Here is a 12,486-nt window from a genome sequence, read left to right as displayed (position 1 = left end):
GTGGTGGCCGCACGTCCCGCCGAGCGGGGCCGGGCGGCCGAGCGGCTGCGCGGTCTCGTCCGGGCCCCCGAGCTGAGTCCCGCGCGCGCCCTCGCCCGCGCGGGGGCGTCGCTCCCCGCAGTGCTGCAGATCGTGCTCGCGGCGACCCTCGCCTACTCCGTCGCGCACTTCCTCCTCGGGCACCCCGCGCCGGTGCTGGCGCTGACGGCCACGATCTCGAGCCTCGGCATCGCGCGCGACACCCGTCCCAAGCAGGTGGCCGAGACAGCGACGGGGATGCTCATCGGAATCACGGCCAGCGAGGTCCTGCTCCTGCTGTGGGGGAGCGGCGTCTGGCAGCTCGCCGTCGTCCTCGCGATCGTCTTCACGCTCGGCCGGGCCCTCTCGCCCTCGCCGGGGTTCGCCGTGGCCGCCGGGACCCAGGCGATGCTGGTGATGGTCCTCCCTGCGCCGGACGGAGGCGTCTTCACCCGGAGCGTCGACGGCCTGATCGGCGGGCTCGCGGCGCTGCTCTGCACGGCGATCGTGCCCCGCCCGCCGCTGCGCACAGCGCGGGCCGAGGCGCACCGGCTCCTCACCGCGCTCAGCCGGACCGTGGAGGAGCTGGCCGAGGCGCTCCGCCGGGGCGACTCCTCGGCGTCCACCGCGGCCCTCGAGCGGATCCGCGGGACGCAGCCGGTCATCGACGGCTGGACCGCGGCGCTCGACTCCGCTACCGGCGTCGCCCGGATCTCGCCGTTCGTCCGCCGGCACCGCGGCGAGCTCTCCCGCCAGGCCGTGATGCTGTCCGCGCTGGACCTCGCGACCCGTAATCTGCGCATCGTCGCGCGCCGCACCGACTTCCTCGTCGGGGACGGCGCCCCGCGGCCGGCGCTCGCCGGAGCGGTCGCCGCCCTCGGCCCGGGCATCGCGCTGCTCGGCCGCGCGGTCGCCGATCCGTCGGTGCTCGCCCTGGCGCGTCAGGACCTCGTGCTGCTCGCGACCACGCTCGACCCCCAGCGGCTGATCCCGGAGGCGCGCCTCGCCGAGAAGACGGTGCTCGTCCTGCTCCGCCCGCTCGTCGTCGACCTGCTCACGGCGACCGGCGCCGCTCCCGCCGAGGCTCGGGCCGCTCTGCCCCCGCTCGCCTAGGGCTCAGGAGGTCCGGTGCTCAGGCCCGGCGCTCAGGCCCGGCGCTCAGGAGGAGGGGGCGACCGCCTCCCACGCGACCGTCACCTCGCCCAGGCGCCAGCGCCGCGGCCCGCCGAGGACCGGCCACTCCGGCCGGAGGTCCCGGACCGCCGCGATCCAGCGCTGACCCGGACTGTAGACGGCGAGAGGGGCGTTCAGCGTCCACGCCCGCTCGAGGGCGGCGAGGAAGGCGTGCACGCCCTCGCCGGGTACGTTGCGGTGGATGAGGGCCTTCGGCAGGCGCTCGGCCGCCGTCATCGGCGAGGGGATCGCCGCGAGCCGGAGCGAGAGGGTCAGCGAGCGCGGGCCCTCCCGGCCGACCTCGATCCAGGTGCAGATGCGGCCGATCTCGTCGCAGGTGCCCTCGACCAGGACGCCGTCGGGCTGCAGGCGGTCCGTCATCGTCGCCCAGGCTCCCTCCACCGCGTCCTCGTCGTACTGGCGGAGCACGTTGAAGGCGCGGATGACGCCCGCCCGCCGCCCTGCGGGCAGGGGAACCTCGAAGCCGCCGCGCTCGAAGCGCACGCGCGCGTCCGCGGGGAACGGCGTGCCGCCCTCCCTCACCCGGGCGAGCTGGCGTCGAGCGGTGTCGACCCGGGCGGGCTCGATCTCGAGGCCGAGCACCTCGACGTCGGGCGCGGCCCGGATGAGCCGGCGGTGCAGCTCGAGCGTGGTGACCGCGCTCGCCCCGAAGCCGAGATCGACGACGAGCGGGGAGGCGGTGCTGCGCAGGACGGGCAGCTCGGCGAGCCGGCGGTCGACCCGGCGGAGGCGGTTCGTGCCCGTCGTTCCGCGGGTGACGGCTCCGATGGGCATGCTCTCCAGCGTATCCGCGGGCGAGGGGGCCGCCTCTAAGCTGGACGCATGTCCGAGACCTACACCCTCATCCTCGTGCGCCACGGCAACAGCGAGTGGAACCAGAAGAACCTCTTCACCGGCTGGGTCGACGTGCGCCTGACCGAGCAGGGAGTCGCGGAGGCCACCCGCGCCGGCGAGCTGCTGACCGAGGCGGGCCTGCACCCCGACATCGTCTACACGTCGCGCCAGACCCGTGCGATCCAGACCGCCAACATCGCCCTCGAGGTCGCCGACCGCCTGTGGATCGACGTCAAGCGCTCCTGGCGCCTCAACGAGCGCCACTACGGCGCCCTGCAGGGCAAGGACAAGGCGCAGACCCTCGCCGAGTACGGCCCCGAGCAGTTCCAGACCTGGCGCCGCTCCTTCGACGTGCCGCCGCCCCCGCTCGACGACGACGACCAGTACTCGCAGGCGCACGACGAGCGCTACGCCGACCTCGGCGACGCCCTGCCCCGCACCGAGTCGCTGAAGCTCGTCATCGAGCGGATGCTTCCGTACTGGGAGTCCGACATCAAGCCGGACCTCGCCTCGGGCAAGACCGTCATGATCACCGCGCACGGCAACTCCCTCCGCGCGCTGGTGAAGACGCTCGACGGCATCTCGGACTCGGACATCGCGGAGCTCAACATCCCGACCGGGATCCCGCTCGTCTACGAGCTGAACGAGGACTTCGAGCCCATCGAGGAGGCGCGCTACCTCGACCCCGAGGCCGCGGCCGCCGGTGCCGCCGCCGTCGCCGCCCAGGGCGCCAAGAAGTAGCACCGCCCCGCACGCGCGAACGGCCCGCCCGAGTCCTCGACTCCGGCGGGCCGTTCCCGTCCGCAGCTCCGACGGGGACGGCACGGACACGTCCGGCCCGCAGGAGACGATCGTTCCTGCGGGCCGGACGGTGAGACGGGCCGGAGCCCGCGGTGTCGACTAGGAGTAGTCGCCCGAGATCAGGTACTGGACCTTCTTGGCGATCGACACGGCGTGGTCGGCGAAGCGCTCGTGGTAGCGGCTGGCGAGGGTCGCGTCGACGGTGTCGGCGGCCTGGCCCTTCCACGCCTCGCTGAGCACCTTGTCGAAGACGCTGACGTGCAGCTCGTCGATCTTGTCGTCCTCGTCGCGGATCTCCTCGGCGATGCGCGGGTCCTGCGAGCGGAGCAGGTCGGTCAGCTTGTGCGCGACGACCACGTCGAGGCGGCCCATCTCGACGAACGTCGGACGCAGGCTCTTGGGGACCACTTTGTCGGGGAAGCGGTAGCGCGAGAGCTGGGCGATGTGCTCGGCGATGTCGCCCATCCGCTCGAGCGACGCGCTGATGCGCAGCGCCGAGACGACGATCCGCAGGTCGCGGGCGACCGGGTTCTGCCGGGCGAGGATGTCGATCGCGAGCTCGTCGAGGCTGATGGCCAGCTCGTCGATGCGCGCGTCGCTCGCGATGACCTCCTCCGCGAGGGTGACGTCGGAGTGGTTGAACGCCTGGGTCGCCTTCTCGATGGCGATCTCGACGAGTCCGGAGATCTCGACGAGTCGTTCCTGGACCTCGGCCAGCTCCTGCTGGAAAACTTCGCGCATCTGTGTTCGACCCTCTCTACGGCGCGCGCGGACGACGGCGCCGGATCTGCGGCGAGCACCTCGCACGCCGCTGCGACTGCACTCCGTGGGCGCAGGCGCAGTCATGATGACCACGGCAGGTTAACGGACGGTGCCGGGCGTTTGAACAGTACTCGACCCCCGGAGGATCGACGGGCGTCCGGTAGGGGGACGCCCGGTGGATGGTTAGCCTGGGTCCGTGGATTCGGGCTTGATCGTGGTTCTGTCGCTCGTTCTCGGTGTCGCGATCGGGATCCTTCTGACGACCGTGCTCACGCTCGCCGCCCGCCAGGGCCGCATCGCGCAGGACGTGATCTCGGTCGGGCTCCCCGAGGGGATCGAGGCGATCATCGACGCCGTCGGCTCGCCCGCCTTCGTGACCGACCCGTCGCACAACGTGCTGAAGGCGTCCACCCGCGCCGTCGCGCTCGGCCTGGTCTCGCAGGACACGCTGCTCCACCCCGACCTCGCCGCCATCGTCGACCGCGTCCGCCGCTTCGGCGACGACATCGTCCAGGACCTCGAGCTCGCGACCAGCCCGCTCTCCGACGCCGCCGTGACGCTCGTCGTCCACGCGACCCGCCTGGGCTCCCGCTACGTCCTCGTCATCGCCGAGGACCACACCGAGGCGCGCCGGCTCGAGGCCGTCCGCCGGGACTTCGTCGCCAACATCTCCCACGAGCTGAAGACCCCGATCGGCGCCGTCGGCCTGCTCGCCGAGGCCCTCGACTCCGCCGCCGACGACCCCCAGCAGGTGCGCCGCTTCGCGCACCGGCTGACCCAGGAGTCGCACCGCCTCGCGAAGATCACGCGCGAGATCATCGAGCTCTCCCGCCTCCAGGCCGCCGACGTCGCCGGCTCCGCCGAGATCATCCGCGTCGACGACGTCGTCACGGCGGCGCTCGAGACCACCCACGTCATGGCGGAGTCGCACGACGTCACCCTGGTCAAGGGCGGGATGAAGAAGGCCTACGTCGTGGGGCAGGAGAAGATGCTCGTCTCGGCGCTGCACAACCTCCTCGCCAACGCCATCCAGTACTCGCCCGCCGGCTCCCGCGTGGGCATCGGCGTCCGCTCCACCGGCGGAGTCGTCGAGATCGCCGTCACCGACCAGGGCATCGGCATCCCGGAGGAGGACCTCGACCGGGTGTTCGAGCGCTTCTACCGCGTCGACCAGGCCCGCTCCCGCCACACCGGCGGCACCGGCCTCGGCCTCAGCATCGTCAAGCACGCCGTGCAGAACCACGGCGGCGACGTCCGCGTCTGGTCCAAGCCCGGCCGCGGCTCCACCTTCACCATCCGGCTCCCCGAAGCCGACCCCGCCCGGACGCCCTTCGCGGCGACCGCCCCGATAGGAGAACACGCGTGACCAGCATCCTGCTCGTCGAGGACGAGAGCGCCCTCAGCGAGCCCCTCAGCTACCTGCTCGAACGCGAGGGCTACGACGTCACCGTCGCCGAGGACGGCAACCGCGCCGTCGCCGCCTTCGACGAGGGCGACTACGACCTGATCCTCCTCGACCTCATGCTGCCCGGCATGCCCGGCACCGAGGTCTGCCGCGAGATCCGCACCCGCTCCTCCGTCCCGATCATCATGGTCACCGCCAAGGACTCCGAAGTGGACATCGTCGTCGGCCTGGAGCTCGGCGCGGACGACTACGTCACCAAGCCCTACTCCACCCGCGAACTGCTCGCCCGCATCCGCGCCGTCCTCCGACGCCGCACCGAGGAGCCCGGCGAGGAGCGGATCGTCGTCGCCGGCCCCGTCCGCATGGACATCGAACGCCACACGGTCGAAGTCGACGGCGTCGAGACCCCGATGCCCCTCAAGGAGTTCGAGCTCCTCGAGATGCTCCTCCGCAACGCGGGCCGCGTCCTCACCCGCGGCCAGCTCATCGACCGCGTCTGGGGCAGCGACTACTTCGGCGACACGAAGACCCTCGACGTCCACGTCAAGCGCATCCGCTCCAAGATCGAGAAGACGCCGAAGGAGCCGGTGCTCCTGGTTACTGTCCGCGGCCTCGGCTACCGCTTCGACGCTTGATCGCGGGCCCTGGCGGGGCGATCTGCGGCGTTGTCGTCGGTTGCGATACCGCTGGTATCGCGCCCTCCTCCGCCTTGCAGCTCACCCCGCCAGGACCCGCGATCAACCCTGTACTGGAGGGGTGGGGGACGAGGCCGTCGCTGCGCGACGAGCCGGGCGGGGGCGTCGCTCAGGGCGTGGTGCTCGAGTGGTCGGCGGAGTCGGTGTATCGAGACGCGCGCAGCCGGACGTCGCGCGAATGGTGGTCGAGTGGCCGACGGAGTCGGCGGATCGTGACCTGCGGGGACGACGAAGGGCCGCCCACCGGGGTGGACGGCCCTCGAGGGCGGAGGGGGCTACTCCGCGGTGGGAGCGTCGACGCCGGGCTCGGCGGTGGGAGTGGGGAGCGCGGTCCGGGCGGGGTCGGCCGTCGGGGTGACGGTCGGCGTCGCGGAGGGCGCGGGGGTCAGCGTCGAGTAGGCCTCGAGGGCGTTCGTCAGGACGGGGACGAGGAGCTCCTTGCCCTGCTCGGAGCCGTACTGGAAGTAGACGGGGAGCAGGCCGCCGGGAATGGTGTCGATGTCGTCCATCTGGACGGCCTCGGTGCTGTCGGGGCGGACCTCGGTGCGGCCGGGGACGGCGTCGACGGTGTCGCTGGTGCGGCCCGCGGAGCCCTCGTACTGCACCTCGACGCTCAGCGCCTCATCGGTGAAGTTCACGAGCGTCACGATCAGGGTGCCGGCCTCGCCGTCGTCCGAGACGATCATCGCGTTGCGGATGGCGAGATCGCCGATCGTCGCGCCGACTCCGTCGCTCGGGTCGTAGATCTTGCGCGTCGCCTGCGGGGCGACGAGGTTGCAGCCGGCGGTAGCGAGGGCGACGCCGACCGCGAGAACGACGGATGCAGCGATACGCGCCTTCACAGGAACCTCCAGATCGTCGGCCCCGCTCGCCCCGGACAGGGCGACTTCACTGTGCACGAGCCGACACCAGGCTAGCGTAGCGAGCACCGCGGCTCCGCCCGCCCGGACTCCCGTCCCGCTCGGCGCGCATGGTAATCTTTCCGCCGCTGAAAGGACGTCGCATGCAGTTCGAGGTCGGAGAGACGGTCGTCTACCCCCATCACGGAGCCGCCACGATCGCCGAGGTGAAGACCCGGACGATCAAGGGCCAGGAGAAGACGTACCTGAAGCTCCGCGTCGCGCAGGGCGACCTCGTCATCGAGGTGCCCGCCGACAACGTCGACCTGGTCGGCGTCCGCGACGTCATCGGCCGCGATGGCGTCGAGCGCGTGTTCGAGGTCCTGCGCGCCGAGGTCGTCGAGGAGCCGACCAACTGGTCGCGCCGCTACAAGGCCAACCTCGAGAAGCTCGGGTCCGGCGACGTCGTCAAGGTCTCCGAGGTCGTCCGCGACCTCACCCGCCGCGACCGCGACCGCGGCCTCTCGGCGGGGGAGAAGAGCATGCTCGCCAAGGCCCGCCAGATCCTCGTCTCCGAGCTCGCCCTGGCCGAGAAGACCGACGAGGACGCCGCCTCCGTGCTCCTCGACGAGGTCCTCGCATCCTGAACGGTCCGGCCGGCGCGCCGACCGCGGCCGTCGTCGTCGTCGCCGCCGGCAGCGGCACGAGGCTCGGCCGCGAGCGCCCCAAGGCCTACGTCGACTGCGCGGGGCGGACGATCCTCGAGCGCAGCCTGCGCACGGTGCTGCTGCTCGCGGAGCCGGTCCAGATCGTCGTCGTGGCTCCCGCCGCCCTCCTCGAGGAGACGGCCGCTCTCGCGCACGCCGCCGGCGCCCCGGACGGCTCCGTCAGCGTCGTCGCCGGAGGCGCCAGCCGCCAGGAGTCGGTCGCTCGGGGGCTCCGGGCGCTCGGCCCGGCCGTCGAGACGGTGCTCGTGCACGACGCCGCCCGCGCCCTCACGCCCGTCGACCAGTTCGAGCGGGTGATCGCGGCGGTCCGGGAGACGCGCGGTGGAGTGATCCCGGGTCTGCCGGTCACCGACACGATCAAGCGCATCCGCGCCGACGGCGGGATCCTCGGCACGGTCGACCGCTCCGAGCTCGCCGCGGTGCAGACGCCGCAGGGCTTCCCGCGCTCGCTCCTCGACGAGGCCTACGCCTCGGCGGAGGAGGACTTCACCGACGACGCGGCGCTCCTCGCCTCGCGCGGCGGTCCCTCGATCGTCGTCGCCGGCGACCCGCTCGCCTTCAAGATCACCACCCCCTGGGACCTGGCCCGCGCCGAGCAGGTTCTCGCACCGCCGCCCGTCGTCGTCGTGCCGCGCGTCGGCATCGGCACGGACGTGCACGCGTTCGACGACGCGTCGCCGCTCTGGCTCGCCGGGCTCCACTGGCCGGGGGAGCGGGGCCTGTCCGGGCACAGCGACGGCGACCCGGTCGCCCACGCGATCTGCGACGCGCTCCTGGCGGCGGCGGGTCTCGGCGACATCGGCTCCCGCTTCGGCACGGCCGACCCGCGCTTTTCGGACGCCCACGGCGAGGTCTTCCTCCGCGCGACCCGCGAGCTGGTGGAGGCCGCCGGCTTCGCCGTCGGCAACGTCTCGGTGCAGCTCATCGGCAACCGCCCGAAGTTCTCGCCGCGGCGCGACGAGGCGCAGAGGCTGCTCTCGGAGCTGCTCGGCGCACCGGTCAGCGTCGCCGCCACCACCTCGGACGCGCTGGGCTTCACCGGCCGGGGCGAGGGGGTCGCCGCGACCGCGACGGCACTCGTCCTCCCCACCCCCGCTGTCGCCCGGTAGTCCCCGGGCGGAGCCGCCGACCCGGCCGGGAGCGGTCCGCCCGGTAAACTCGCCCGCGTGACTCTGCGACTGCATGACTCGAAGGCCCAGGCCCTCGTCGATTTCGTCCCCCTCCGCGAGAACGAGGTCGGGATGTACGTCTGCGGACCCACCGTGCAGTCCTCGCCCCACATCGGGCACCTGCGCTCCGCCCTCGCCTACGACCAGCTGCGCCGCTGGCTGGCGTACCGCGGCTTCCAGGTCACCCTGGTGCGCAACGTCACCGACATCGACGACAAGATCCTCGCCATCGCCGAGGACGCGCGGCGTCGGGTGCCCGAGGGCGCGCCGGTCGAGCAGTGGTGGGCCCTCGCCTACCGCGTGGAGCTCGAGTTCACCGCCGCGTACACGGCCCTCGGCATCCTCCCGCCGACCTACGAGCCGCGCGCGACCGCGAGCATCGCCGAGATGATCACGCTCATCCAGACCCTGATCGAGCGCGGTCACGCCTACCCGGCGCCCGACGACTCCGGCGACGTCTACTTCGACACGCGGTCCTGGCCGGACTACGGCTCACTCACCCACCAGCGCCTCGAGAGCATGGAGGCGGCGACCGACGCCGACCCGCGCGGCAAGCGCGACCCGCACGACTTCGCTCTCTGGAAGGGCGCCAAGCCGGAGGAGCCCGAGTCGGCCGCCTGGGCCTCGCCGTGGGGCGCCGGCCGCCCCGGCTGGCACATCGAGTGCTCCGCGATGTCGACGAAGTACCTCGGCACCCAGTTCGACATCCACGGCGGCGGGCTCGACCTGCGCTTCCCCCACCACGAGAACGAGCTCGCCCAGTCCAGCGCCGCCGGCCACGCCTTCGCCAGCTACTGGCTGCACAACGGCCTCGTGTCCGTCACCGGCCAGAAGATGAGCAAGTCGCTCGGCAACTCGGTGTTCGCCTCCGAGCTGCTCGAAGCGGCCCGCCCGCTCGTCGTCCGCTACTACCTCGGCTCGGCCCACTACCGCTCCACCCTCGAGTTCCACGACGGAGCCCTCGAGGAGGCCGAAGCGGCGCTGGAGCGGATCGAGGGCTTCCTCGAGCGCTCCCGCCGCCGCCTCGACGGCACGCGGTTCGCCGCGCTCGGCGAGCCGGTGGTCCCGGAGGAGTTCGCCGAGGCGATGGACGACGATCTGTCCGTCCCGCAGGCCATCGGCGTCCTGCACGAGACCGTGCGCGCCGGCAACGCCGCCCTCGACGCCGAGGACCTCGGCTCCGTCTCGGCCCTGCGCACCCAGGTGCTCGCGATGGCGGCCGTGCTCGGCATCGACCCGGAGGCGCCCGAGTGGGCGCGCTCCGACGACGAACCTTCGTACCGCGCGCTCAGCGTGCTGGTCGACCGCCTGGTCGCCGAACGCCAGACCGCGCGCGAGCAGCGCGACTGGGCGAGCGCCGACCGCATCCGAACCGATCTCGCCGCGGCGGGAATCACGATCGAAGACACCCAGACGGGTGCGCATTGGAGTCTTGATGGCGAATAAGCCCGGCCGCCCCGGAGCGGTGCGAAAGAAGAGCAAGGGCAAGGCCGTCGGTTCCGGCGGTCAGGGCCGTCAGGCTCTCGAGGGCAAGAAGCCCACGCCCAAAGCCGAGGACCGGCCCTACCACCCCGCAGGCAAGGCGAAGCTCGCGCGCGAGCGCTTCGTCGCCGCCGGCGGAAAGGGCCGTCCCGGCGGAGCCCTCTCCGCGGCCGCCCGCGGACAGGGGCGCCCCGCCCCGTCGCGCAAGCCCAAGACCGGCGACGACTTCGAGATGGTGACGGGCCGGAACTCGGTCCTCGAGGCGCTGCGCGCCAGCATCCCGGCCACCACCCTCTACCTGGCGACCCGCATCGAGATGGACGACCGGGTCAAGGAGGCGCTCAAGATCGCCACCGCCCGCGGCCTTCCCGTGCTCGAGGTCATGCGCCCGGAGCTCGACCGCCTCGCGGGCCCCGACTCCGTGCACCAGGGTCTCGTGCTGAAGGTGCCGCCCTACGAGTACGCCCACCCGAGCGACCTGCTCGAGCGCAGCGTCTCCCGCGGAGCGGTCCCCCTCCTCGTCGCCCTCGACGGCATCACCGACCCGCGCAACCTCGGAGCGATCATCCGCTCCGTCGCCGCGTTCGGCGGACAGGGCGTCATCGTCCCGCAGCGCCGCTCCGTGGGCCTCAACTCCGCCGCCTGGAAGACCTCCGCCGGAGCCGCCGCACGCATCCCCGTCGCGATGGCGTCCAACCTCACCGCCATGATCAAGGACTTCAAGCGCGCAGGCGTCTTCGTCATCGGACTCGACGGCGACGGCGACGTGATGCTCCCCGGCCTCGAACTCGCCGACCGGCCGCTCCTCGTCGTCGTCGGCAGCGAGGGCAAGGGCCTCTCCCGCCTCGTCACCGAGCAGTGCGACGCCGTCGTCTCCATCCCGATCAGCTCCGCCACCGAATCCCTCAACGCCGGGATCGCGGCGTCGGTCGCGCTCTACGAGATCTCCAAACTCCGCTCCGCCTCCGAGTAGCGCGGGCACCGGCACGGTGATCTGCGGCGTTGTCGTCGGGCGCGATACCGCCGGTATCGCTTCCTCCTCCGCCTTGCAGCTCACCGCGCCGGCACCCGCGCTCCAGGTCTGGATGTCAGGGGCGCCGCCTGCGGCGAGCGGACCGAGGGCGCCGCCTGCGGCGAGCGAGCCGGGGGGATGCGAAGAGGGCCCGTGCTGACAGCACGGGCCCTCTTGCGGTGATGGGGTCAGACGTTCTTCGTCCAGTCGACGTCGGCGTCCTCGTCGGTGAGCTCGGCGTCGCCGGACTCGTCGAGGACGAGGTTCGGGAGGGTCAGCGCCTCGGTGGGAGGAGCGATGACCGTCGCCTCGTCGCGGCGATGACGCAGGATGTCGTTCACGTAGGCGGTGACCGCCTCCGCCAGGGGGACGTCGCGCGCCTGCTGCTGCGACATGAACCAGCGGTGCTCGAGCAGCTGGTGGAACATCTCGGCCGGCTCCAGGCGACCCTTGAGATCGCGTGGGATCGAGCGGATGACCGGCTCGAACACCTGCGCCAGCCACTCGTGCGCCACCATCTCCTCGTCCAGGCCCTGCTTGTCGTAGGTCGCCGTGTACGAGTCGAGGTCGTTGAGCAGGCGCCGCGCCTGGTTCTCCTGCGCGTCCAGCCCGGTGAGACGGAGCAGCCGCCGCTGATGGTGGCCGGCGTCGACCACCTTCGGCTGGATGCGCACCGTCGACCCGGCCTCGTCGGTCTTGATCGCGAGCTCCTCGATGTCGAAGCCCAGCTCGTTCAGCCGGTTCACGCGGTCGTTGATCCGCCAGCGCTCCGAGGTCGCGAACGACTCGGCACCGGTCAGCTCCTTCCAGAGGCTGCGGTACGCCGCGACGATGCCGTCGGAGACCGTGATCGGATCGAGGTCGTCGTCGACGCGACCGCCGGCCTCGAGGTCGAGCAGCTCGCCGGCGATGTTGACGCGGGCGATCTCCAGATCGTTTTCGCGCTGGCCGTTCGAGAGGCCGCCCGAGTAGAGCTGCCCGGTCTCCGCATCGACCAGGTAGGCGGCGAAGGCGCCGGCATCGCGCCGGAAGAGAGTGTTCGAGAGCGAGACGTCGCCCCAGAAGAAGCCGATCACGTGCAGGCGGACCAGGAGGAGCGCCAGCGCGTCGACCAGACGGGTCGCCGTGTCCGGCCGCAGCGTCTGCGAGAAGAGCGCCCGATAGGGGAGCGAGAACTTGAGGTGACGGGTGACCAGCACGGCGGGCAGGGCCTCGCCCTCGTCGTCGGTGCGGTTCGTGATCACGGCGCCCGGCACCACGCACGGCACGTCGAGGCGCTGCAGCGTCTTGAGCATCTCGTACTCGCGCCGCGACATCTCGGCGGTCGTCTCCTTGACGGCGACGACGTGACCGGAGAGGTGGGCGAAGCGGACCGTGTGCCGTGAGATGCCCTTCGGCAGGGCGGCGATGTACTCGTCGGGCCAGTCGTCGAGCCGCAGGTTCCACGGCAGGTCGAGCAGGGCCGGGTCGACGGTGGCCGAGGTGATGTTCAGGGAGCCGGACATGGTGCGCCGTTCGTGTCGCGTGTCGGACGGTGGGGGAGCCGC

The 12,486-nt window shown here is 72.2% G+C and carries 12 protein-coding genes; 8 read left to right on the top strand and 4 right to left on the bottom strand.

What is annotated here, in order from left to right:
* Positions 1-1,131, top strand: a complete 1,131-nt coding sequence (locus tag C5C53_RS04120; protein ID WP_104233893.1) for an aromatic acid exporter family protein — start codon at positions 1-3, stop codon at positions 1,129-1,131.
* Between the two features lie 45 nt (positions 1,132-1,176).
* On the opposite strand, the gene C5C53_RS04115 is transcribed toward C5C53_RS04120, so the two are convergent.
* The gene (locus C5C53_RS04115; protein ID WP_104266891.1) at positions 1,177-1,986 is read right to left on the bottom strand and encodes a class I SAM-dependent methyltransferase; all 810 of its coding nucleotides are present in this window, start codon (positions 1,984-1,986) and stop codon (positions 1,177-1,179) included.
* Positions 1,987-2,034: 48 nt separating this feature from the next.
* Here C5C53_RS04115 and C5C53_RS04110 point away from each other — a divergent pair, with 48 nt between their 5' ends.
* On the top strand, positions 2,035-2,787 hold the full coding sequence (locus C5C53_RS04110; RefSeq protein WP_104266890.1) for a phosphoglyceromutase: 753 nt from the start codon (positions 2,035-2,037) through the stop codon (positions 2,785-2,787).
* A 159-nt stretch (positions 2,788-2,946) separates the two neighbouring features.
* On the opposite strand, the gene phoU is transcribed toward C5C53_RS04110, so the two are convergent.
* Entirely contained in the window at positions 2,947-3,588 is a 642-nt protein-coding gene (gene phoU / locus C5C53_RS04105) for a phosphate signaling complex protein PhoU (RefSeq protein WP_104224693.1), read from the bottom strand.
* A gap of 217 nt (positions 3,589-3,805) precedes the next feature.
* On the opposite strand from phoU, the gene C5C53_RS04100 reads away from it, so the two are divergent.
* Positions 3,806-4,975: a cell wall metabolism sensor histidine kinase WalK gene (locus tag C5C53_RS04100; protein ID WP_104224692.1), complete on the top strand. Its 1,170-nt coding sequence runs from the start codon at positions 3,806-3,808 to the stop codon at positions 4,973-4,975.
* Positions 4,972-5,649, top strand: a complete 678-nt coding sequence (locus C5C53_RS04095) for a response regulator transcription factor (protein ID WP_104227263.1) — start codon at positions 4,972-4,974, stop codon at positions 5,647-5,649. Before C5C53_RS04100 ends, C5C53_RS04095 begins: the two co-directional genes overlap by 4 nt.
* Before the next feature lie 335 nt (positions 5,650-5,984).
* On the opposite strand, the gene C5C53_RS04090 is transcribed toward C5C53_RS04095, so the two are convergent.
* A complete protein-coding gene (locus C5C53_RS04090; RefSeq protein ID WP_146084636.1) occupies positions 5,985-6,608 on the bottom strand; it encodes a hypothetical protein in 624 nt (207 codons plus the stop codon).
* 104 nt (positions 6,609-6,712) lie between these two features.
* Here C5C53_RS04090 and C5C53_RS04085 point away from each other — a divergent pair, with 104 nt between their 5' ends.
* The 4 genes from C5C53_RS04085 to rlmB are packed head-to-tail and all read left to right on the top strand — an operon-like array spanning position 6,713 to position 10,900.
* A complete protein-coding gene (locus tag C5C53_RS04085; protein WP_104226484.1) occupies positions 6,713-7,195 on the top strand; it encodes a CarD family transcriptional regulator in 483 nt (160 codons plus the stop codon).
* Complete coding sequence (gene ispD / locus C5C53_RS04080; RefSeq protein WP_181127708.1) at positions 7,189-8,385, top strand: 2-C-methyl-D-erythritol 4-phosphate cytidylyltransferase; 1,197 nt, start codon at positions 7,189-7,191, stop codon at positions 8,383-8,385. Before C5C53_RS04085 ends, ispD begins: the two co-directional genes overlap by 7 nt.
* 57 nt (positions 8,386-8,442) lie before the next feature.
* Positions 8,443-9,891: a cysteine--tRNA ligase gene (gene cysS / locus C5C53_RS04075; protein WP_104224590.1), complete on the top strand. Its 1,449-nt coding sequence runs from the start codon at positions 8,443-8,445 to the stop codon at positions 9,889-9,891.
* Positions 9,881-10,900 (top strand): 23S rRNA (guanosine(2251)-2'-O)-methyltransferase RlmB, encoded by a 1,020-nt coding sequence (gene rlmB / locus C5C53_RS04070; protein ID WP_104266888.1) that lies wholly within the window; start codon positions 9,881-9,883, stop codon positions 10,898-10,900. Before cysS ends, rlmB begins: the two co-directional genes overlap by 11 nt.
* Before the next feature lie 227 nt (positions 10,901-11,127).
* Here rlmB and C5C53_RS04065 read toward each other — a convergent pair whose 3' ends face one another.
* Positions 11,128-12,444: a DUF4032 domain-containing protein gene (locus tag C5C53_RS04065; RefSeq protein ID WP_104226481.1), complete on the bottom strand. Its 1,317-nt coding sequence runs from the start codon at positions 12,442-12,444 to the stop codon at positions 11,128-11,130.
* Between the last annotated feature and the right edge of the window lie 42 nt (positions 12,445-12,486).

This window comes from Rathayibacter sp. AY1E3 (assembly GCF_002932235.1).
Lineage (GTDB): Bacteria > Actinomycetota > Actinomycetes > Actinomycetales > Microbacteriaceae > Rathayibacter.
This window is presented reverse-complemented; position numbering and strand designations above follow the sequence as displayed.

What these genes read in the sequence shown, in the direction of transcription:
- C5C53_RS04115 (WP_104266891.1), bottom strand. Translation starts at nt 1,986, where the DNA reads ATGCCCATCGGAGCCGTCACCCGCGGAACGACGGGCACGAACCGCCTC.
- C5C53_RS04110 (WP_104266890.1), top strand. Translation starts at nt 2,035, where the DNA reads ATGTCCGAGACCTACACCCTCATCCTCGTGCGCCACGGCAACAGCGAG.
- phoU (WP_104224693.1), bottom strand. Translation starts at nt 3,588, where the DNA reads ATGCGCGAAGTTTTCCAGCAGGAGCTGGCCGAGGTCCAGGAACGACTC.
- C5C53_RS04085 (WP_104226484.1), top strand. Translation starts at nt 6,713, where the DNA reads ATGCAGTTCGAGGTCGGAGAGACGGTCGTCTACCCCCATCACGGAGCC.
- rlmB (WP_104266888.1), top strand. Translation starts at nt 9,881, where the DNA reads ATGGCGAATAAGCCCGGCCGCCCCGGAGCGGTGCGAAAGAAGAGCAAG.
- C5C53_RS04065 (WP_104226481.1), bottom strand. Translation starts at nt 12,444, where the DNA reads ATGTCCGGCTCCCTGAACATCACCTCGGCCACCGTCGACCCGGCCCTG.